Source organism: Nostoc sp., assembly GCF_036919595.1.
Lineage (GTDB): Bacteria > Cyanobacteriota > Cyanobacteriia > Cyanobacteriales > Nostocaceae > Nostoc.
On sequence record NZ_JBALCO010000159.1, the window covers coordinates 52,320 to 76,730 of the forward strand.

A 24,411-nucleotide genomic window follows, 5' to 3' on the forward strand; every position below is an offset into this window, starting at 1 on the left:
TCATAATTTGATTAAAGCCAACCGCGTAAGCGATAAACTAAACAACCAATGTACTCTTTTAAAGCACTGGTAAATTCGTGCAAGTTGTCGGTATCAGGTAATAAATTCAGTATAGCGGCTTTGGGACTGCTGCCGAGTTCTTGCAGTTCACCTTCACTCACAAGAAAGTCAGTGGGTGCAGGAATGGCATTAATTCCTTGACGCTGGAAAATCTGAAGCGATCGCCGCAGTAAACGGTCGTTTCCACAACGTGACTAATGCTACTACCAAGCTCACGCAGGCTAGTCCTAGTGGATAAAAGAATAGTGGCAGTAATTTGGAAAGATATAAAAACATATTAGGGCATGGGGCATAGGCTGGGGGCTGGGGACTAAGAAAGAAGCAGGGGAGTAGGGGAAAAAGAACTATTGATTCTTGACTAATGCCCAATGACGCCAGTCGCCTCAAGTCGGGAAACCCACCCACGGCGCTGGCTCCCCAATTCCCAATGCCCAATGCCCAATATTACTTTTCCCAAAACTTGAAATTGAAACTACTTCCAGGAGTGCGACGGTAACGGCGGGCGGTTCTTCTTGTTTGCCGTTTGTTCAGCCTCTCGTTCGTTGGTTCAACTTCGCCCTCTTCTGACTCTTCAACCTGCAACTGAGTTCTAGTTTCTTCCTTACTTCCCCACCAAGCAATAATCCAGCCTCCAGCTAAACCGCCTAATCCACCTAGCAAGATACTCATGGGTGCTGGATACCCTAAATATACAAAGCCAAGCATAAAAAATAACCAGTATTTCAGTCCTGTATCAACACCATCAGAAGAGGCTACAGTTGGGGGCTGGGCGCTATTACTGGTTAAATTTGTGATCCAGGTGAGGATGAAACCCCCCATGATTCCTAAGAAGATGCTCAGGGCTGGTGCAGAGCCGGTCATTATTAATATAAATGTTAAAAATGCCCCAAATAACAGTTGAGAAAAGAAGCTGGGAGAAATAGTAAAAAAGTCGTTCTTTTTGTCTGCCATAGGGTAAAAAACCTATTGGGGAATTACTAATTTTAATTGTGCCTGTTGTGGTTGAGTTGTATCCCAAATCTTTACGTAGGATTGTTCTTCCTCAGTAAAGGGTTCAGCTTGTTTCAGTTGTGAGTCTAATAAATCGGCGGTGGCATCAGCGATATCACCAGTGCGGTTATTCAGACGCTCTTTTATAACTTCAAGGGGTGCTGTGCATTGGATAATCTGAAGGGGAAGTTGATGCTTCGTAGCTTGAGCGATCGCTTCTTGCCGTAACTGCTGTTGATCATACTTGGCATCCAAAATCACTGAAAAACCTTGATTAGCCAGGATAATTCCCAATGACAACAGCCGTGTGTAGGTTTTTTCGGTCATCTCAGGTGTATACAAATCATCGCCACCTTTTTCCCACAGGGGAATTCCCCCTAAATGTTTCCGCACCGCATCAGAACGAAGGTGAATCGCTCCCAGTTGACGGGCTAAATACCTTGCTGTGGTACTTTTACCGGAACCCGACAACCCCGACATCAAAATCAGTTGTCCCAGTTTTGGTTTAGTGTAGTCCCAAGCCTGTTTGTAATAATCAGCGGCAATTTTTGTCGCTTCTTGCTTTACTGTCGCAGGTACACTCTGATCGTCTAGCAAAAATGAAGTTACCTTTGCTCGAACATAAGCCTGACGACTCAAATACAAGGGCAGTACCTGTAAACCTTCCCAGTCTCCAGTTTGCTCTATGTAGGAATTCAAAAAAGCATTACCTAAATTTTGACGTTGCCGTGCTTCCAAATCCATCACCGTGAACGCCACATCATACATGACATCAACAAACCGAAACGGCTCGTTAAACTCAATGCAATCGAACAGCAAAATTTTATCGTGCCACAGCGCAATATTTTTCAGGTGTAGATCCCCGTGACATTCACGAATATAATTGTTGTGAATTCTGCTAACAAATAATTCTGGACGTTCTGCAAAAAAGTTATCTGTATATTGCTTTGTTTCTATAAACTGCGCCTGAGTTTGGGGGCCACCAATATACTTCTTAGTTTGCTGATAATTCTCGTCAATTGCAGCCCGGATGTTTGGCACTTCACCAAAACTGCGAATATAATCATTCGTCTGTGCTTGGGCATGGTATTGAGCCACGACCCGTCCCAACTCTTCTAAATGTGTCTCATTTAAGTTACCTTCTTCAAAAAGTGTACTTAATAGTGACTTTTGAGGAAACTGGCGCATCTTCAACGCGTATTCTACAGCCTCAACTGTTCCCCCTAGCTGGTATTGCTCTCCTACCTGAATTATGGGCAAAACTTCTAAATACAGTTCACCAGCACCCCGTTGATTTAACCGTAACTCTTCCTGACAAAAATGCTGCCGCTTATCTAAGGTAGAAAAGTCCAAAAAGCCAAAATTCACAGATTTTTTCAGCTTATAAGCGTAATCCCCAGTTAACAGCACATAAGAAATGTGGGTTTGAATTAGTTGAATGGGTTCTGTTACCGCATGGGGATAAAATCCCGGCTGCAACATTTGCTGAATTAAAGCTGGAAGAGTCGCTTCTGTCATCTCTTTGCTTTGCGAATTCAAAAACAAAAAAACCAGGAGTTTCCCCCTGGCTATCATCAAAAATTATTATACACTTTACGTAGCTTCAGAGGCTGGTTCACCCTCTAACTCAGCCTCATCCTCAGCAGCAGCACTGATTTGTGGCTGCGAAACGCTAACTACAACTCGCTCTGTATCACCAAGAACTGTGATCCCTTCAGGCAAGACTAGCTCGTGAATACGTAAGCTATCTCCAATTTGCAGGTTAGAGACATCAATTTCAATTATTTCGGGAATGTTTTCTGGCGCACAACTCACTTGTAACTCAGTGATAACGGTGTCTAAAAAACCACCTTCTTGTTTAACACCAACAGCATTTCCTAGAAAACGCAGCGGTACTTCTACAGTGGTGTCGCCGTGACCAGCAACTGCAAAAAAGCTGAGGTGGTAAGGCGTACCTTTTGCCGGATGAATCTGAAGTTCCCGCAGCAAGGTTTTACCGCGCCAAGGTGCATCAGTAATGTTTAAATCAATCAAGGTGTTGTTGACTGAAGCTCTTTTGAGCAAACGCTCAACAGTTTTGGCATCAATGGTTAGAGAAATTGACTCTGTACCCTTGTGACCGTACAAATTGGCAGGTATCAATCCAGAACGGCGCAAAGCCCTGGGCTTGCTGCCTTCTGGGCGTTTTTGAGATTCGACTGTAATAGCCATAGAAGTTGTTAGTCGTTAATTAGAGTTGGAAGACGCGATTAATCGCGTCTGTACAGAATGTTAGGAGTAGAGACGCGATTTAATCGCGTCTGTACAAGATGTTAGGAGTAGAGACGCGATTAATCGCGTCTGTACAGAATGTTAGGAGTTTTGATTTAATTACTCACTCTTCACTTTTCACTTTTAACTGTTAACTCCTTCACTCCTAACTTTTAACTAAGCACTTAGCAAGGTAGCAGGTGTGCCGTCGGCCTGCAATAAAGCGCGTTTGGGCCCGTGGATGGGGTCTTCTACGATTATGGTTTGATCGCGGCTAGCTCCTAGTGAGACGATCGCGATCGGGACTTCCATTAATTCAGCAAGGAATTTTAGATAGTCCAGTGCTTGCTGTGGCAAGTCTTCTAGGGTGCGGCAGTGAGTTGTTGACACTTGCCATCCTGGTAAAGTTTTGTAGATGGGGCGACATCTGGCAAATTTACGGGAACTGGTGGGTAAGTGTTCCGTGCGATCGCCATCTATGTCATAAGCTACACAAACTTGGATTGACTCTAATTCATCAAGGACATCCAGTTTGGTGAGCGCCATACAATCCATGCCGTTAATCCGCACGGCATAGCGACCGATGACAGCATCAAACCAGCCACAGCGCCGTTTACGTCCGGTGGTTGTGCCAAATTCGGCACCGCGATCGCACAACAATTCTCCCAACTCTCCATCCAATTCGGTGGGAAATGGCCCCTCTCCCACTCGTGTCGTATAAGCTTTCGATACCCCAATTACTCGATCAATCATTGTTGGCCCTACCCCTGTACCAACGCAAGCCCCCCCGGCCACAGGATTAGAGGAGGTGACATAGGGATAAGTTCCATGATCTAAATCCAGAAGCGTGCCTTGTGCGCCTTCAAACAAAATATTGCGCCGCCGCTGAATCGCATGGTATATTTTTAAGGATGTATCAATAACGTAAGGTCGCAAACGTTCTGCATAACCTAGATACTGTTCAATCACCTCTTGTGCATCTAGAGGCGGCAAGTTGTAAAGCTTTTCTAAAATGACGTTTTTATAATTAATCGTCCACTCCAACTGCTCACGTAGCCCATTTGGGTCCATCAAATCTAAAACTCGAATGCCTGTACGTTCAGATTTGTCAGCATAAGTCGGCCCAATGCCCCGACCTGTTGTACCGATCTTATGGCTTCCACGTCGTTCTTCCGATGCCTGATCAATCAACCGATGATAAGGCATGGTTACGTGAGCTGTCTCAGATATCAGCAGGTGGTCAGTGGAAATATTTAATTCTTTTAATTGGTCGATTTCTGCGATCAAAATCTGTGGATCGATGACTGTTCCACAGCCGATAATGCAATCGGTATTTGGATACAAAATACCAGAGGGAATCAAGTGCAGTTTAAAGGTCTGACCTTTTACTACAATTGTGTGTCCAGCATTGACACCCCCTTGGTAACGTACTACAACATCTGCCGAACGGCTGAGTAAGTCAGTTATTTTACCTTTTCCTTCATCGCCCCATTGGGCACCTATAACAATGACGTTGGCCAAGAGCTTATATTAAGAAGTAAAGTTCCCACAAACTATAATTATTAACATATTGCTTGAATTATGTCAAGCTTATTTCAGAATAACTTTGCTGTTTTCAATTCAATTAAAAGGGCGCTTAGAAACCACACGCCAGTGGCTCATGGGGAGCCACTACGGTAGACGGGTTCCCCGGCATAAAGCAGGCAGTGCGTTAGACGGGTTTCCCGACTTGTCCCTTCTTGCGCGTCTCCCCTTCTCACATTGGGAGAGGCTAACGCCTGCCGTAGGATGCCCAAAGGGCTGTATAGAGAAGCAACTGCCGTCAAGTGCGGTGGAAATTCCCTCTCCAGAGCGCTGGCTCCCCAACGCACTGGCTCGTCTACACGAGGCTTTACCCACCTCCGTGGGTTTCAAACCTTGTTAAGAGCCAGAATCTGGCAATGCACCTTATTAGGCTGCTGGCGCAAGTCTTGAGGCAAAGCCTCACAACAGGCATTAAGAGCCAGAGTCTGGAGAGACAACAAAAACTCTCAAATACTTATCAAACTAGGCTTTCACGTTAAGTTTACATGTATGCACACCTATGCAATTCTACGGCAAATTCGATTGTAAATTTATCATGTAACCTGACTATGACAGCGATTACCATCAACTTTAATCACGTCGTCAAACTTACTAACGACCAATTTTACCAACTCTATCGGGATGATCCTGATGTCAAATTCGAGCGCAACGCCAAGGGAGAATTAATTGTAATGCCAGTAACGGGAGGAGAAACTGGAAAATGCAATGCCAAGCTTACTACACAGTTTGTTCTGTGAAACGAACAAACCTAACTTGGAGAAGTATTCGACTTTTCCACTTGCTTTAAACTTCCCCCCAACCGTTTCCCCGATGTATCCTGGATACAATTATAAAAATGGAATGCACTAAGTACCGAACAGCGCGAGAAATTTCCTTCTATCGCTCCTAATTTTGTTTTAGAGCTAATCTCATCTGATAGTTTGAGCGAGATGCAAGCCAAGATGGGCGAATATACGGATGCAAAAGTGCGACTTGGTTAGCTAATTTTTCAAAAAACACGTCGAAATTTATACATAATGACAACCAAAAGAAGTATTAGAGTCTCTCACCAGCTTGTCTGGAGAAGATATATTACCTGGTTTTGGATTTACGAATAGTGTGGGGTTAATTACAACTCAAAACAACAGATGTAGCATTGCAACTACAAATGCTATGCATAGGCAAATTCTTTGAACCAAAGTCCAATAACTATACTACTGTTAAAAATGAATTTATATTAAAAATTAGCGGATTTATTTGTGATTATTATGTATAAATTATCATCCCGCTCAATCCAGATATTTACAACTATAACAGATTGTATTTTGTTACCCGTGATATCAAAAACTTTAAAATATTCTCAGTATTTGTTTTTAATCTTGAATCTTAACTGATGGAGGAAATCTGCGGCTCAAAGGGCGATCGCATGATCAAAAAATGGTATCGAGTTCAAAATCTAAAAGCAATATTTATCCTAGCATTGGCAGTTGTATTGACTAATGCTGTAGTCTCCTATAGCAACACTGTTAAGCTGATTCACAATCAGCAATGGGTGACATCCTCCTATGAAGTTATTACCCAACTTGAAAGTATCCAATTTCTACTCAAAGATACTGAAACTGCACAACGTAATTACCTAATTACAGCAAATGCAGATGATCTACAAACCTATCTTGCAGCCTATCAACAAACTAATAGCAATATTCAGATTCTCAGCAATTTAACTACTAATAACCATCAAAAACAGCAGTGGATTTCTTTGCTGGAGCCGAAAATTACTAATAGGCTCAACATTCTGCAACAAGAAATTTACCTCAGACAAAACCAGGGATTAGAAGCAGTTCGGCAGCAAATATTATCTGATAAAGACAAGCAAATAGGCAAAAGAATCCAACAGCTGATTCATGACTCTTTAAAGGCGGAGCAAAATTTATTACAGCAGGGAATGCAGCAGTTACAAGCAAGTTCCCAAAAGGCGATAGTTACATTTTTTATCGCTGCTATTGTGGATTTTGTGCTGGTGACGCTGCTGTATGACTTGTTGTGGCGTTATATCAGGCAACTTCAGCAGACTGAACTGACTCTACGCCAAAGCGAAAATCGTTTACGAGCGATGATAGATGCAGAACCAGAATGCATCAAGTTAATTGCCAGGGATGGCACCCTTTTAGAAATTAATGCCTATGGGCTGGCAATGATGGAAGTGGAAAGTGCTGATGTCTTGATTGGCAAACCAATCGATGCCGTAATTGTACCAGAGTATAGAGCAGCCTTTGCCGACTTGCATAAAAGTATCTGCCAAGGTAACAAGGGGACTTTGGAGTTTGAAATCGTTGGATTTAAAGGCACGCACCGCTACATGGAAACCTATGCTGTACCATTGCGTAACGAATCTGATGGTACATTCATCTATTTGGCACTGACGCGAGATATAACCCAGCAAAAACAGGCAGAACAGAAAATCCGTGAACAAGCTGCGTTGCTGAATGTATCAACTGACGCGATTCTGGTGCGAAATATCCATAACGAAATCTTATTTTGGAATAAAGGTGCTGAACGTCTGTACGGCTGGAAGGCTGAGGAAGTTGTGGGTAAAGATGTTTTGCAACTTTTAGATAAAGAGATTTCACCACAAGTAGAAGATGCTTACTTAAGGGTGATGAATACGGGTGAGTGGCGGGGTGAGTTGCATCAACTGACAAGGGAAGGTAAAGTAATTATCGTTGAAAGTCGGTGGACACTGATCCAAGATGATAATGGACAACCCAAATCCATCTTGAGTGTGAACACCCAAATTACGGAGCAGAAACAACTGGAAGCTCAACTTCTGCGATCGCAACGTTTGGAGAGTATCGGCACTTTAGCTAGTGGCATCATCCATGACCTCAACAATATACTATCCCCAATTTTAATGTCAGTTCAACTCTTGCAGAAGAAATTGCCTGATTCGCAGAGTCAGCAAATACTCCAAACTTTAGAAAATAATGTTAAACGTGGCGCTAATTTGCTCAAGCAAGTGTTATCTTTTGCACGGGGCATCGAAGTTAAACAGACAATTGTCCAAATTCAGCCATTGATGGCAGAAATTGAGCAAATTATCGCTCAAACATTCCCTAAATCCATCATTTATCAAACAGATATCCCCAAAAACCTGTGGTATGTCTGTGGAGACACAACTCAACTACATCAGGTGCTGATTAATTTAGTAATCAATGCCCGTGATGCTATGCCCAATGGCGGTATCTTGAGGATTGTGGCGGAAAATGTGGTAATTGGTGAACATTCTACCCAGATAAATATTGATGCTAAAGTAGGTTCTTATATTGCGATCGTGGTAACAGATACTGGTATGGGGATGTCGTCAGAAGTCCAAGAACGGATTTTTGAACCATTTTTCAGCACCAAAGAGGTAGCCAAAGGTACAGGTTTAGGACTATCCACGGTATTGGGCATCATTAAGAATCACGGTGGTTTTGTTAATGTTTATAGTCAGGTAGGTAGGGGGACTCAATTTACAGTGTACTTGCCTGCCTCAACATCCAGAGACGCACATTCGCTGTCTCAACAACTGGAATCGGTTATAGGAGATGGCTAATTGATTTTGCTGGTGAAACTATCACAAACTACAAAAATCCTATCAACCAAAACTTTCTGTCCATGTTGGAAATTAGTTAATAGGAATAAAAAATATCAGTTAATATGATACGCCGTTATCACTATTCTTTTGTCTGGACTGTATACGGATTCAACTCTTGGGTATTCGTTATGAATCCACCATACTTCTATTCTATTAGACTGTACAGGTGCGCTACCTGAGATTGAATATCCTGCCTGAGTCATTAAGGTTGCAAAAGTAGTTTGAAAGGTATTTTTCGTAAGTCCTGTTTGAGCTAACCGCAAGTGAGTTTAAATGTGAGAAAAATTAAACTACTGGGTTTGATATTAATTAGTTTGGCAATAGCGTTATGGTTTAATTTACGTTCATCAACACCGTCAATATTAACTGTTGCATCTTCACCACCAAAAACTATCCGTTACTTCGAGCGCACTTTGCCCCAAAGTATCGCTCATATCCTGTTAATTCCAGCTAATAGCAGATTTTTGGTAACTCCTGCATTATCACAGAAGGTAGCCACAATAGAGGAATTTGCCCAGAAGCATCGAGCCGTAGCTATCTTGAATGCAGGCTTTTTTGACCCAGCCAACCAAAAATCTACATCATATATTGTCCTACATGGGAAGTTGGTAGCTAACCCCAAGGAAAACGAGCGGCTGGTGAATAATCCCAACTTAAAACCTTACCTAAGTCAAATTTTCAATCGCTCAGAATTCCGCCGCTACTTATGTGGGCAAACTATCCGCTATTCGATTGCCTTACACAGTCAGTCACCACCAGCAGGTTGTCAGTTAGTCGATGCCATAGGTGCAGGCCCACGCCTGTTACCAGAACTCACCTTAGTAAAAGAGGGCTTTGTGGATAATACCAATAAACGAGATGCACTTGGTAGCAACCAACCCAACGCTAGAACTGCCGTGGGTATCACCCGTGATGGCAGCGTTGTTTTAGTTATGGTGGCTCAAAAACCCTCAGTTCCCGCGAATGGGGTGTCCTTGCCAGCATTAGCTGATTTGATGAAAACCCTTGGTGCTGAGAAAGCGATGAATCTGGATGGAGGGAGTTCGTCTTCGCTTTACTACAATGGCAAAACCTTTTACGGGAAGGTTGATTTAGAGGGAAATCCTATCAAGCGTCCCGTAAAGTCAGTTTTACTGGTTCAAGAAAACTAGTATAGAACGCTATCTGAGGGAGCAAATCTTTATTTTCACTCTTAATTTAAAATTTGCACAAATATTTATTCCCTGCCGGACATCCTGAAGAAGAATTTACCTCCCCCTGCACTATGTCCACTACCTTCTAGCAGGCGTTGCGTAGTGTACTGGCACTGTGAAAAAGCTACTTGAAGAGAATAAAAGCAAGAGAGGAAAAAAATAGCCTTTTTTGATGAATCAAAAAACAGAATTATTTCGTCATTTAAACTATCGATTCCCTACCTATTTCTACTGGAGGATGATTTATGTCATCACAACTGATGCGATTTATATCTTTAGGCAGTCTTGGCTTATCTTTGTGTCTGGGCAATTCCGCAGCAATGGCGCAATATGATTCTACTGGCGAAGGTGTAGTAGTACCAACAGTACCATCAGGCGGCACATCAGCACCAGTACCAATAGATACATCGACAGGCATACCACCTTCAGCTGACGGTACAACTCGGTTTACCTGTCAGACTTACAATGGTCAGTATACTGTCATGTATCAGCCACAAAGTCAATCCGGACAATTCTTTCCTTGGGCGGCACCTGCGGCTTTGGGCGGTGGTTGGGATGCACAAAGGCGTTGTACAGCAATTGCCAGTCGTTTAGAACTTTATCGCCCAGATGGCTTACAAGAACTCCAGACAGCTGTAGAAAATAACGAAAATATTGTCTGCGTTACAACTGAAGCTAACCCAACCTGTAGAATTGTGTTGACAGTCCCGCCTGGGAAAGACCCCTATGTTATCCGCAATAGCGTTTTCCAAAACTTAACTACTGCTGACAGTGGACAGCAGACTATAGCCGTTAACACTTATGGCGATCGCAGTAGTGGAGGCAACGAATTATATAATTTAGGACGCACACTTCTAGGCAGTGGTAATAATCGGGTTAGTTCATCTAGAAGTGGAATTAATCTAAAACCTTTCCTTGATCGCAAAGATGGCGGTACCGGAAACAATTTGCGGCGTGGAGTAGCAATTCGTCGTCAGTCTCAACCTAATGGTGCTCGTCTAAATCCTCAAAATTTCCGCTAACATCTAACCGAAATACTGAAATACAGATTTAAATTAAGGTGGATTGTTACCCACCTTAATTTAAATTCGATGAAAAACCGCTGATTAATATCATGTCTAGTAAATTACTTTTAATCTGCGTGTGATTGCGAGTATCACGTAGAGAATAATTGCTATGGGACAGAAGCATCCCCAAACCTGCAATTATTTTTTTTCTTAACCTTTTGCTAGCTGTTTCTTAATCTAATTGGGATACTTTGAGGGTGCCCAATTAAGAACTAATATTAAAAAACAAGCTCTAAGAATAGTGGTTCGGAAGACGTATTTTATCTTGTTCATATTAATATTGCGTTCACCGTACCCCTGCTCTTAAGTCAGCTACACGTAGCGGACGCACCAGAGGGTGTTGGCATAACCATCACTCTAACTGCAAAGATGCAGTTTACAGTTAACGGTCTTTTACTGGCAATAAAAATGGCATTTATACTTCAACTTATCTACGTTTCGGATTTTGGCCAGTACTAGCCCTCAGACTTTTGATGCTGTTCGTTTCTCAGCACTATTAAATCGTTTACAGACTAATTATCGATACGGACTCTGAATCTACTTCAGAACTAACTTATGGTAACTACTAATACAATCCGCTTTTCCCAATTCAATGCTTCCCTAAACCGTAGCACCCAAAGTCAATTAGTGACCGATTTGTCAACCCCCGATAATACTCAGGCAAAAGCTGTTGCAGAAATAATCCAGCGTAACAACCCAGATGTGCTGCTAATTAATGAGTTCGACTACTCTCAAGAGGCAGTTAAACTATTCCGGCAAAATTATTTAGCCATTAGCCAAAACGGTGCGACTCCCGTTGACTACCCCTACTTCTACATTGCTCCCTCCAACACGGGTATTGCCTCTGGATTTGACTTGAACAACAACGGCGCAGTAGTTACAACCCCAGGCAAATCAGGATATGGCGATGATGCCTTCGGATTCGGTGATTTCCCTGGTCAATACGGGATGTTGCTGCTGTCCAAATATCCCATTGACACTGCCAACATCCGCACCTTCCAAAACTTCCTCTGGAAGGATATGCCCAATGCTTTGCTTCCCGATGATCCCACAACACCACAGCCAAATGATTGGTATTCTGACCAGGAACTCAAAGTTCTACGCCTCTCCTCCAAGAGTCACTGGGATGTACCCATTCAGGTGAATGGGGAAACAATTCATGTCCTCGTCAGCCACCCCACACCCCCAACCTTTGATGGGCCGGAAGACCGCAACGGCAAGCGCAACCATGATGAGATCCGCTTTTGGGCAGATTACATAACTCCTGGAAAAGGTGATTACATCTATGATGATATCGGTAAAACGGGCGGTATTGTTGCTGGTTCAGACTTTGTGATTATGGGTGATCAAAATGCTGACCCCATAGATGGTGACAGTTATAACAACGCTATCCGGCAACTGCTGCAAAATCCCAATATCAATACTAATGTCATCCCTACTAGTCTGGGTGGCCCCCAACAAGCTAACTTACAAGGTGGTGCAAACGCTAGCCAAAAAGGTAATCCTAGCTTTGATACTGCTGACTTTGCTGATACAACTCCTGGAAACCTGCGGACTGATTACGTTCTACCCTCCGCTGACCTGACAATTGCCAACTCAGGAATATTTTGGCCGCTGAATACTGACCCGACATTCTCCCCAGTAGGTACTTTTCCCTTCCCCAGTTCTGACCATCGCTTGGTATTCGCAGATGTGCAAACTAGACCAACTCAAGCAGGTAAAACCATTTCTAATCTGGTCTTTGAAAGACAGACTACCTTCGCTACTAGCTTTATTCCTGCTGCTGCGGGAACTGTGAATGGAGTTTCTACTCCATTAGGTGGATTATCTGGTGTCACTTATGATGCTGTTAATAACCGCTACTACGCTATCTCAGACGATCGCTCCCAAGTTGCCCCTGCCCGTTTTTATACCTTCAGTGCTGATACTGGGGTGACTTTTACCAATGTCACGCCTTTGAAAGATACCAAAGGCAACTTTTTTGCAACCAACAGTCTCGACCCTGAAGGCATTGCTTTAACCAATAATGGGACAGTCTTCATCTCTTCAGAAGGCGAAGTTAATCCTACTGCTGGTCGGGTTACTAATCCCTTTATTAAGGAATTTTCCCTGACAACAGGGCAAGAAGTGCGCTCGCTACTTATTCCCAACAAATTCCTACCAGTAGTAAAAGACACTAACGGCGATGGGATTATAAATGCAGGCGATACGCAGATATCAGGTGTTTATAATAATTTGGCATTTGAAAGCCTTACGATTACACCTGACCAGAAAACCCTATTCACCGCGACTGAAAACGCGTTGTCCCAAGATGGATTAAAAGCTTCACTCACCAATGGCAGTCCTTCCCGGATTCTGCAATACAATCTGGTAACTGGACAGCCAGAAAAGGAATACCTTTACATCACCGATGCGATCGCCCAAGCACCCAACCCTAGCACAGGCTCTGCTGACAATGGTTTGGCGGATTTATTGGCAATAGATAATCGTGGTACTTTCCTTGCGTTAGAACGCTCCTTTGTCCAAGGTGTAGGCACCACCATCAAAATCTACGAAGTTTCTTTGCAAGGTGCAACAGACATTAGCTTCTACAATTCTCTGAATAATTTAAGTGCCGAACAACTAGCAGCGATCGCACCCGCTCAAAAACGTCTTTTGTTGAATTTAAATGACCTGAATCTACCCACTGACGCCAATCACCCGACTGGAGTAGATAACATTGAAGGTCTTGCCTTTGGGCCCAAACTAGCAGATGGTCGTCAGTCGATTGTACTGGTAAGTGACAATAACTTTAGTAGCACCCAATATACCCAAATCCTCACTTTAGGTGCAAACTTAGTTCCCACCGCTGCACCTACAGTAGAAACTCGTCCTAATTTATTTGATGATCCGGCGCTCCCCACATCTCAACGTGCTGATGCTGATGACCCTGCCATCTATGTTAATGCCACAAATGCTGCTGATAGTCTAGTATTAACCTCAGTAAAAAATGCCGGACTGCGGGTTTATGACTTGTCTGGTAATTTGTTGCAGACGCTTAATCCCGGTGGCATTCGCTACAACAACATTGACTTGCAATACGGTTTTAAATTAGGCAATCAATCTGTTGATATTGCTGTGGCTAGCGATCGCGGCAATGATAAGCTAGCAATCTTCAAAATTAACCCCAACCCCAGCACCCCTGGTCAGTATTTGGAAGATATCACCGATAGCAATATTGGCACTATCTTTCAAGCTTCACCTTTTGAACCTCCCTATTCTGCATCAACTCGCAGTTCTTACGGACTTACCTTATACCGTAGCCCTGTAACTAATGATTACTATGTCTTTACCAGTCGTCGCCAAACTGGAGATATAGCTCAGTTCAAACTAGTTGACAAAGGTAATGGCAAAATTGGCGCTGAACTGGTGCGGGAGTTCACCATCCCCTCACCGACAACAGCAGGGCGTTCTCCCCAAACAGAGGGTATGGTGGTTGACCAAGAAACCGGCTTTCTCTACATAGCCCAAGAAGATGTAGGCATCTGGAAATTCCAGGCAGAACCAGATGGTGGCACAACAGGCAAGCTGATTGATCGCGTCCGTTTTGAGGGTGGTTCTCACCTTACCGATGACGCAGAAGGGTTGACCATCTACTACGGCAAAAACGGCACAGGTTACCTGCTAGCATCCAGCCAAGGTGATAGCACCTTTGTTGCCTACACCCGTGAAGGCAATAACGAATATGTGGGTAACTTTGCTATTGGTAACAATGGGTCAATTGACAGTGTACAAGAGTCAGATGGTGCGGATGTCATTAACGTGCCACTGGGGCCTAACTTTCCATTTGGTTTATTTGTTACTCAAGATGGCTCCAATGAACCTGCTAAGACAATCGATGGTGAAAATGTCAACTCTAACTTTAAGTTGGTGCCTTGGGAGAATATAGCCAATGCTTTCCCCAATTCTCTAAATATTGACACCACAAGTTACGATCCCCGCAATCCTGTTGCCCAACCCAAGCTGAGTATCTATGAATTTGAAAACCTACCTAAATTAGGAACAACCTCTAAAGGTCAAGATATTTTCTTGGGTGGTTTCTCCGGGTTGTATTTCCAAGGGTTTGCAGCAAATGGCAACCTGAAATTTGTCACCAATACAGACCGTGGCCCCAATGGAGAATCTAATGGTTCAAACAGACCATTTTTCTTACCCAACTTCCAGCCAGAAGTAGTCAGCTTTGAACTCAACCGAAGCACAGGTGAAATCAATATTACCAACAGAACAGGGCTATTCCGCCAAGATGGGACGACGCCATTAACGGGACTGCCTAATTTGCAAGCAGGGGCAAATGGTACAGCTTATACCGATGAAATTGGCGTGGACTTAGACAACCAACCCCTAGCGGACGATCCTTTGGGTGCAGACTTAGAAGGAATTGTAGTTGCAAAAAATGGAAATTACTGGATGGTAGATGAATACCGTCCGGCAATTTACCACTTTGATGTTAATGGTAAACTGATTGACCGCTTTATTCCCAAAGGAACTGCCACAGCACCCAATCCAGATCAACCAGCTGGAACTTTTGGGACTGAGGTATTGCCAGCAGTTTATGCCCAACGCCGCAATAACCGGGGATTTGAAGCTGTAGCCCTGGAAGGTAATAAATTATATGCCTTTATTCAGAGTGCGATCGATAATCCCGATGTCGCTAATGATGCGACTTCCAAAGCTTCTCTCAACCTGCGAATTCTGGAGTTTGATATTGTCAGCAAGCAGGTAACAGGAGAGTATTTATATCGCCTACAAGGTTTACCAGGAACCGATAAAATTGGTGATGCAGTCTCTTTGGCTAACGGCAAATTTGCAGTAGTTGAGCGAGACGACAATGCTACATCTGCTGCTAATAAACTCATTTACCAAATTGATTTAGCCGGGGCAACCAACATCAACAACCCTGCTAACTTTACCTTGCCAGCTGGCAAGACCATTGAACAACTTACCACTGTTGAGTTAGCTGCTGCCAATATTACCCCTGTCACTAAGAACCTAATCGCTAATGCTGCTCAGTTGGGTTATACCGGAGTACAAAAATTAGAAGGTTTGGCACTGGTAGCACCCAACACTCTAGCCTTAATTAACGACAATGACTTCAACGTTACGGGTAATACGGCTGCTGAAAAACTCGGCATTCTCGAATTACCCAATAACCTGACAGGTGTACAGCTTACTTTCCCAAACGGTTTTGGTTCTAGTAACAGTGATACTGTCAATCTTGATCCAGGACAATTCTTTAGTGCAGGTGACGGAGCAGACTTTGTAGAAGGCACTCAAGGTAACACAATCCTGGCTGGAAAGGGTGATGACACAGTACTTGCAGGTAGTAACTCTTCAGTATCCGGGAATGACGGTAACGATCAGATATTTATTGGTCAAAATGGCCCGGTTCAAAATACCAATGCTGATGGTGGCAATGGTGATGATGTTATTACCGTGGTGGAAGCTAGTGCTAGTAATAATTTGTTTGGGGCGGCAGGTGATGATACTCTCACAGTAATTGAAGGTTCTCGCCAGTCATTATTCGGTGGCTCAGGTAACGATACCCTCAGCAGTGGCGGTAGCAATAACCATCTCTACGGTGGTGATGGTGATGACAAACTCTTTTCCAATCTCAATGATTTTCTGTTTGGTGGCGATGGTGATGATGTGCTATTTGCCGGTCAAGGAGGTAGCGATCGCCTCAGTGGTGGTGCTGGTGCTGATCAATTCTGGATTGCTAACGCCAGTTTGCCAACTAGCAAGAACATTATTACTGACTTTACAACTGGGATTGATAAAATCGGGCTTGGCGGTATTGGCATCACTCAGTTTAGTGCTTTAACTTTATTGCAACAGGGTAGTACCACTCTGGTGAAAACCGGAAATATAGAGTTAGTTTCATTGCCGGGAATTACCTCAACTAGCCTGACTGCAAATGACTTCGTTTTCTCTGCTAGTGTCGTGCCTTAGTACAGTTTTGTGTAATAAGTGTAGCGTTTTTAACGCATCCCGATGCATTGGCATTGTCAGGGGACACATTAACAATGTACCGGGATGCATTGGCATTGTAGGGGGACGCATTAACAATGTATCGGGATGCATTAGCATTGTCAGGGGACGCATTGGCATTGTCAGGAGACGCATTAACATTGTATTGGGATGCATTGGCATTGCAAGTTATTGCCAAATTTTATTCGCTATGAATTAATGAAATATGAACTTTACTTAGATTGTTTGCTTAGCGTCATCCCAAGCGTATTGCCTTACAAGTAACTGTAGAATTGATGCGATCGCTAGCCAATTAAAACTGCAAAAATTAAAGTTTTATCTCTTGATAATTATCAGAAATAGTTTGGATCTCAAAGCATAAATATTTAGCATATAGCAGTCCTAAATCATTTATGAAAATTACAAATTGTTGCGACACCCGTTTAGTCCCTCCAAAGTATCGGGGGGTGAATTTTCTTACAACTCATTTAGGATTGCTATCAATACAGTTCAGTTAAGCATTTTTTCTCTCTGCGTCTTCTGCGCCTTCTCTGCGAGACGCTGTGCGTTGGCGTTGGCGGAGCTTCTCGTAGAGAAACCTCTCGCAGAGAAGGCGGTTCGTTAAAAAATTGAATTTGATAACAGAGTTTTAGCCTTAAACCAAGCGGATTCGGATTGCTACATCATTTTTATAAATAAAACTTATAAGTTTTAATAAATATTATTTTTGGATGGGAGTGGATTTTAATCATTTCTTTTGTTTAATTTATTCTTATCTTAATCTTTTCATGGAAACATCTTTAGTGCCAGCTAAGTTTTCTCATAACTACTATCGACAGATTGAAATTCTAAATCTCAGTCTTCCAAACTCCCGACTCACTAACAGAGATTAGTCGTTTACATTACATTATCAGTTCTCAAGCTTTCAATAACGCTGAAAAAATACATTTACAAAAAATGTATTCTCGGTGTTTAAACGAAATCGAACTTAACGGACTTGCCCGAACTATATTTTTGTAATTCTCAAACTTACCCGTAATTCCGATTTTTTGCGTGAGAACATAAGTTACTTTTCCCACAACTAATGTAATGAGATAACTTGAATAGCTTGTGATCCAGTTAAATCAAAATACCCAAAAAACATTCTAATTATGGCAACTAAGTTAGTAGGCTTTGCCTCTTTACCCGCTGATACCTTTAGTGATGGCCCAGCTTCTGGTAAGGGGATTTCAGCCAATGGCAGAACGGGGCCTTTCCCAGGACAGCCAATTCAAGGCTTCAGCGGTGTACAATTCGCTAACAATAACTCTTTTTATTTCCTGTCAGACAATGGTTACGGTAGCAAAGATAATAGTGCAGATTTTCTACTGCGAATCAATCGTCTAGACCCGAATTTTAAGGGAACAGAGAATGGAGATGGCAGTGTTAAAGTTTTAGATTACATCCAACTATCTGACCCTAACAATAAGGTTCCTTTCCAAATTGTGAATGAGGGAACTACTGGAAGATTACTGACTGGTGCAGACTTTGATGTAGAGTCATTCGTCTTTGATAAAAACGGGACAATCTGGGTTGGAGACGAGTTTGGCCCCTACCTGCTACATTTTGATGCAACTGGAAAGTTATTAGAGGCTCCCATTGCTACACCTGACCAATTCAAGACTCTAGATGGAGAAGCACCTAAAGTTATTGGTCACAGAGGTGCAGCTGGCTATCGTCCAGAACATACTTTAGAGTCTTATAAGCAAGGAATTGAGAGAGGCGCTGACTTCATTGAGCCTGACTTGGTAGTTACAAAAGATGGTGTGTTAATTGCTCGCCATGAACCTGCTTTAGCAGTTTTGAACGCTGATGGTACTGTCAATTTCAACAACACAACCACAAATGTTTACAAACATCCAGAGTTTGCCGATCGCAAGAAAACAGTAAGTTTAGATGGAAACACAATTACGGGTTGGTTTGCTGAAGACTTCACTTTAGCTGAAATCAAGACTTTACGGGCAGAAGAACGTCTACCTTTCCGCGATCATTCTTTCGATGATCAATTTGAAATTCCTACCTTCACGGAAATCATCAATCTAGTTAAGAATGTAGAAGCGACAACAGGTAAAAAGATTGGTATCTATCCTGAAACTAAGCACCCGACATACTTTGCTCAAGAAGCTACCTATGTAGGCACCACAAACAAAATTCACCGAAACATCAGTCAGCTACTAATCGATACACTCAAGGCAAATAACTTCACTGATCCTAGTCGGATCTTTATCCAGTCCTTTGAAGTGGGTAATCTCAAACAGCTGCATGATAGCATTATGCCTGCGGCAGGCGTGAATATTCCACTTATCCAACTTCTAGATGCAAGTGACATTGACATCAACGGTAAGATTATCGAAAGTCAGCCTTATGACCTGAAGGTTAGTGGTGACACTCGCACATATGGCGACTTACGAACTCCAAAAGGCTTGGCTGAAGTTGCTACATACGCTGATGGTATTGGGCCTTGGAAGCGGATGATTGTTAGTGTCAAAGGTACTGATGCCAATGGCGATGGCAAAGCCGATGATGTGAATGGGGACGGTACAGTTAATGATGCTGACAAAACAACGTTACCTCCCACGACCTTAATTCAAGATGCTCACAACGCAGGTTTGCAGGTTCACCCCTACACCTTCCGTGCGGAAGATCAATACTTAGCAGCAGATTACAAAGGTAAGCTAGCACTAGAAATTCAGCAGTTCTATCAATTAGGGGTAGATGCGCTATTTACAGACTTTCCAGATATTGGGGATAAAGTACGAGATCAACTCAGAGATGATCCTCAGTATAATGTGGTGCGATCGCCACAAAATCCCGATGTTCTTTCAGGAGATGCCTTTGCTAACTTGGGTAGTTCCAAAGGTTTTGAGGGTGGAGCAATCAACGCCAGCAAAACCAAACTCTATATGCTGCTAGAGGGGACTGTTCAGGGTGATACTCCTGGTGCTTTACGGATTAACGAATTTGACATTGCTAGCCACAAATACAGTGATCAACCACGCTACTACAAACTGGAAAATCCCTCAAATTCGATTGGGGATTTAGCAGTCATTAATGATAATGAGTACTTAGTCATTGAGCGGGATAACAATCAAGGGGCTGCGGCTAAATTCAAGAAAATCTACAAAGTAGACCTGTCTAAAACAGATTCTAATGGCTATGTAGCTAAAGAAGAAGTTGCAGACTTGTTAAACATCCAAGACCCCAACGACCTAAATGGGGACGGTAAGACTACCTTCAACTTCCCATTCCAAACCATTGAAAATGTTCTGGTTATTGACAAAAACACCATTTTGGTAGCCAATGACAATAATTATCCCTTCTCTACAGGTCGTCCTGGCAATGATCCTCAGCATCCAGTAATAGACAACGATGAAATTCTACTGCTGAAGTTGGAAAAGCCCCTTAACCTTGCTCCTGGTTTAGGTCAACCTCAAGCTGAAAAAATTAATTTTGGCTCCACTAGCAGTGATGATATTACCGTTAAGCCAAATCAAACCTTACTCACAGGTGACGGAGCAGATTTTGTAGAAGGTACTAAAGGTAACACAATTGTGACTGGCAAAGGTGATGACACAGTGGTGGTCGGCGGTGACTCCTCAGTGTCCACGGGAGACGGTAACGATCAAGTCTTGATTGGCGCAAATGGCCCTGCTAACAACACTAGTGCTAATGGTGGTGCTGGTAATGACCAAGTTACCGTAGTGGAAGCCAATGGTAGTAATAATCTATATGGGGCAGCAGGTAATGATACTTTGACAGTAGTTGAAGGTACTGGTCAACTGTCCTTTGGTGGCTCAGGTAACGACACTCTCAAGAGTCAAGGTAGCAATAACCGTCTATATGGTGGTTCTGGGGATGACAAACTCTTCTCTAGTGTCAATGACTCCCTATTTGGTGGCGATGGTGATGATGTGCTATTTGCTGGTCAAGGGGGTGGCGATCGCCTCAGTGGCGGTGCTGGTGCTGATCAATTCTGGATTGCTAATGCCAGTCTGCCAACTAGCAAGAACATTGTGACTGATTTTGCGATCGGCATTGATAAAATTGGGCTTGGTGGTATTGGTGTCACTCAGTTTAGTGCCCTGACACTATTGCAACAGGGTAGTAACACCTTAGTGAAAACTGGAAATATAGAGTTGGCTTCATTAGTTGGAATTGCATCAACTAGTCTGACTGCAAATGATTTTGTTTTTTCTGCTAGTGTCGTTTAGCCGAAAAATGATTAAAACTTAGATTCGACATTCAAAATTAGTTAACCTGTAGCGATTTTGCTAATGCAGGGGAGTGATATAGCAATCATATTTGATTTGCTCTCCACCGAAAGGCTCAGATCCCCGACTTCTTGAAGAAGTCGGGGATCTTTTTGTTCGTAAGGAGCCCTCTGCTTTTTGTCCAAAATCTTAACTTACTTATAACCTTCCTTAAACATTGAACAACTATCTTTTGAGGCAGTGACCAGAGTTATATTCATTTAATTGTCTCCATCAATTTATGTGGACACTAAGTCTTTTGTCACGAAATACTACTCAGATTTTTGTAGTCAAGAATTTTTCGCTTGGGTTGAGTGTAATTAATCGCTCATACAGACACACAATTGCTGTGATTAATCGTAGCTTACAATACTTAAGGAGTAGTCGGTATGGCTGATATAAAGGGCAACGGTAGAAATGTCATTATTTTTGTTGCAGATGGATTGCGTAACGGTTCTGTAAACCCCACTGATACCCCAACTTTATATAGTGTCCGTCAGCAGGGTATTAGTTTTGCCAATAGTCATTCGCTGTTTCCGACATTTACCACCCCGAATGCTTCTGCGATCGCAACGGGGCATTATCTTGGTGATACAGGTGACTTTAGTAACACTGTCTACACTGGTTTTCCTAGTCCTAATGCCAATGGTAGTGTGACGCCATTCATTGAAAATGATTCTGTTCTGGGGGATATTGACGAAAAGTTTCCCGGTAACAACTTTTTAGATGAAGAGTCACTCCTAGCTTATGCGCGATCGCAGGGTTTCAACACAGCAGCAGTTGGTAAATTAGGGCCAGTTGCTATCCAAGATGTCACACAAGTTAACCGAGAAGGTGGTACTACAGGTACTATTCCTACTCCGAATACAATAATTATTGATGACAGTACAAATGGTGTAACACCGCCGACTACAGCCGCTGGTCCACCTTCTGCTGTTCCACTTGCTCCAGATATTGTCAATCGCTTACAAGCCGCTGGTCTAAATGTAAAACCGACAACGCGAGTCCAGCCAGCTGGTAACAATACAACTCCTGGCACCCTGAATGCCAATGTAGCTCAACAACAATACTTTGCAGATGCCACTACCAAGGTAATTTTACCCAAGTTTCAGGAAGAGGGTAAACCATTCGCATTGGTGTACTGGTCAAGAGATCCCGATGGTACTCAACACAATCAGGGTGATAGCTTAAACACCTTGACACCAGGTATCAATGGTCCTACATCAAAAGCTGGGGTCAAAAATGCTGATGATAATTTAAAGCAACTTCTTGACTATCTCAAAAGTACAGGCTTGGACAAGACTACTGATGTCTTTATTACTTCCGACCACGGTTTTTCTACCATCAGCAAACAAGTTATTGATAGCCAAGGTACAAAAACTACAAGTTATGCTGCCACCCAAACATACACCGGTGTATGTTTGGGATTTTTACCAGCAGGCTTTGTTGCAATTGATTTGGCTCATGATCTAGGTCTACCCCTATACGATCCTAACCCTACGACCCTCCCCCCAGACCTGAAGCACATCCAGTATGCGATTGTTGATGCCACACAAGGTCAACGTCCTATTTCTGGGAATGGTGTAATTGGTGGTACAGGTCAGGTAATTAATGGCCAACTTGACTCAGGCACAAAGATAGTTGTAGCTGCGAATGGGGGATCTGACCTAATTTATCTACCTAATGGCAATGCTGACCTAGCCAAACAGGTAGTGAATTTGCTTTCGCAAAAAGACTACATCAGTGGTATTTTTGTAGACGATGCCTATGGAACTATTGCAGGTGCTTTACCGCTGAGTGCGATCGGGCTAAAAGGTGATGCTAAAACACCAGTTCCATCTATTGTGATCAACTTCAAAAGCTTTAGCACAGACCCAAATAACCCAAACAACCCTCAAGCTCAGGTAGAGATTGCTGATACAACTTTGCAGCAAGGGCAGGGGATGCATGGCAGCTTTGGTCGAGGTGATACCTTCAATAACATGGAGGCTATTGGCCCTGACTTTAAAAAAGGCTATGTGGACTATGCACCCGTCAGCAATGCTGATGTAACGCCTACACTAGCTAGTATTCTGGGGTTAAAAATTCCCAGTAATGGCGATTTGAAAGGTCGTGCCATTACAGAAGCACTGGTGGGAGGCGCGGATGCAGTTCCCTCCACTAAAGAAGTCTTAACTTCAGAAAAAACTACTAATGGTCAAGCAACTATTCTGGATTCTCAAAGTGTAGGTAATACTCAGTACTTTACAGCAGCAGGGTTTGCTGGCCGCACTGTTGGACTAACAACACTAGATATTCAATTTGGTTCTACCACTAGTGATGATATTACCCTCAAGCCAAATCAAACCTTATTCACAGGTGATGGAGCAGACTTTGTAGAAGGTAATAAGGGTAACACAATCCAGACTGGAAGGGGTGAAGATACGGTGCTGGTTGGCAGTGACTCTTCAGTGTCCACAGGGGATGGTGATGATAATATCTTTGTTGGTCAAAATGGTGCTGCTAGCAACACGAGTGTCGATGGTGGCAATGGTGATGACCAAGTTACCGTAGTTGAAGCCAGTGCTAGTAATAATTTGTTTGGAGGCGCAGGTGCTGATACTATCACAGTAGTTGAAGGTTCGCATCAATTATCTTTCGGTGGCTCAGGTAACGACACCCTCAAGAGTCAAGGTAGCAATAACCGTCTCTACGGTGGTTCTGGGGATGACAAACTCTTCTCCAGTGTCAATGATTTTCTGTTTGGTGGCGATGGTGATGATGTGCTATTTGCTGGTCAAGGGGGTGGCGATCGCCTCAGTGGTGGTGCCGGTGCTGACCAATTCTGGATTGCTAACGCCAATCTGCCAATTAGCAAGAACATTATTACTGACTTTACAGTCGGGATTGATAAAATCGGGCTTGGCGGTGTTGGCATCACTCAGTTTAGTGCTTTAACCTTATTGCAACAAGGTAGTACCACTCTGGTAAAAACCGGAAATACAGAGTTGGTTTCATTGCTGGGAATTACCTCAACTAGCCTGACTGCAAATGACTTCGTTTTCTCTGCTAGCGTCGTACCTTAGTTTATTCGCCTAGTGCAGCGTAGCAGCTTAACTATCCAGTTGAAACAACGGTTTTCAATTGGGTAGACTACAGCAAATAGTTCGTGATTGTAGGGTGGGTATTGTAATGCCCACCCTATAATCATTTTGCTAATCATAGAGTCTAACCTACCTCCGAAGAGATGCCATTATTTACTTATCGACCAATACGCTTGGATTCAATACTTTTCGGTTAAGCCTAAAAACGGGTAAATTAAGAGTTGTACCTGAAAATCAGCAGCTAAATGCAACTCAAAAAATTTTCGTTGGTCG

Annotated in this window: 13 protein-coding genes and 1 pseudogene; 8 read left to right on the forward strand and 6 right to left on the reverse strand. The window is 43.0% G+C overall.

Going from position 1 to position 24,411, the window contains the following annotated elements:
- Positions 1-11: 11 nt before the first annotated feature.
- The 6 genes and pseudogenes from V7K21_RS24875 to V7K21_RS24895 form a co-directional block, all read right to left on the reverse strand.
- Positions 12-224: pseudogene (locus V7K21_RS24875) on the reverse strand (YdcF family protein); the annotation flags it as partial.
- Positions 190-495 (reverse strand): hypothetical protein, encoded by a 306-nt coding sequence (locus V7K21_RS30885; RefSeq protein ID WP_442948917.1) that lies wholly within the window; start codon positions 493-495, stop codon positions 190-192. The pseudogene V7K21_RS24875 and the gene V7K21_RS30885, both read right to left, overlap by 35 nt.
- A 9-nt stretch (positions 496-504) precedes the next feature.
- Positions 505-1,011 (reverse strand): hypothetical protein, encoded by a 507-nt coding sequence (locus tag V7K21_RS24880; RefSeq protein WP_335177954.1) that lies wholly within the window; start codon positions 1,009-1,011, stop codon positions 505-507.
- Positions 1,012-1,023: 12 nt separating this feature from the next.
- Positions 1,024-2,568, reverse strand: coding sequence for a bifunctional aminoglycoside phosphotransferase/ATP-binding protein (locus V7K21_RS24885; RefSeq protein ID WP_335177956.1), 1,545 nt, complete (start codon positions 2,566-2,568; stop codon positions 1,024-1,026).
- A gap of 75 nt (positions 2,569-2,643) precedes the next feature.
- Complete coding sequence (locus V7K21_RS24890; RefSeq protein WP_335177958.1) at positions 2,644-3,261, reverse strand: 50S ribosomal protein L25/general stress protein Ctc; 618 nt, start codon at positions 3,259-3,261, stop codon at positions 2,644-2,646.
- Between the two features lie 216 nt (positions 3,262-3,477).
- Positions 3,478-4,821, reverse strand: a complete 1,344-nt coding sequence (locus V7K21_RS24895) for an adenylosuccinate synthase (protein WP_335177960.1) — start codon at positions 4,819-4,821, stop codon at positions 3,478-3,480.
- A gap of 85 nt (positions 4,822-4,906) precedes the next feature.
- On the opposite strand from V7K21_RS24895, the gene V7K21_RS24900 reads away from it, so the two are divergent.
- From V7K21_RS24900 to V7K21_RS24935, 8 genes are all read left to right on the forward strand, one after another.
- Entirely contained in the window at positions 4,907-5,224 is a 318-nt protein-coding gene (locus V7K21_RS24900) for a hypothetical protein (protein WP_335177962.1), read from the forward strand.
- Between the two features lie 208 nt (positions 5,225-5,432).
- On the forward strand, positions 5,433-5,621 hold the full coding sequence (locus V7K21_RS24905; protein ID WP_335177964.1) for a Uma2 family endonuclease: 189 nt from the start codon (positions 5,433-5,435) through the stop codon (positions 5,619-5,621).
- A gap of 635 nt (positions 5,622-6,256) precedes the next feature.
- Entirely contained in the window at positions 6,257-8,458 is a 2,202-nt protein-coding gene (locus V7K21_RS24910; RefSeq protein ID WP_442948918.1) for a PAS domain S-box protein, read from the forward strand.
- A gap of 317 nt (positions 8,459-8,775) precedes the next feature.
- Positions 8,776-9,651, forward strand: a complete 876-nt coding sequence (locus V7K21_RS24915; protein ID WP_335177966.1) for a phosphodiester glycosidase family protein — start codon at positions 8,776-8,778, stop codon at positions 9,649-9,651.
- A gap of 287 nt (positions 9,652-9,938) precedes the next feature.
- Positions 9,939-10,715, forward strand: a complete 777-nt coding sequence (locus V7K21_RS24920) for a COP23 domain-containing protein (protein ID WP_335177968.1) — start codon at positions 9,939-9,941, stop codon at positions 10,713-10,715.
- 600 nt (positions 10,716-11,315) lie between these two features.
- Positions 11,316-16,748, forward strand: a complete 5,433-nt coding sequence (locus V7K21_RS24925) for a phytase (protein ID WP_335177970.1) — start codon at positions 11,316-11,318, stop codon at positions 16,746-16,748.
- Positions 16,749-17,914: 1,166 nt separating this feature from the next.
- Positions 17,915-21,016 carry an esterase-like activity of phytase family protein gene (locus tag V7K21_RS24930; protein WP_335177978.1) on the forward strand — a complete coding sequence of 1,034 codons (3,102 nt, stop codon included), beginning with the start codon at positions 17,915-17,917 and terminating at the stop codon, positions 21,014-21,016.
- Between the two features lie 428 nt (positions 21,017-21,444).
- Positions 21,445-24,120: an alkaline phosphatase family protein gene (locus V7K21_RS24935; RefSeq protein ID WP_335177972.1), complete on the forward strand. Its 2,676-nt coding sequence runs from the start codon at positions 21,445-21,447 to the stop codon at positions 24,118-24,120.
- Positions 24,121-24,411: the final 291 nt, after the last annotated feature.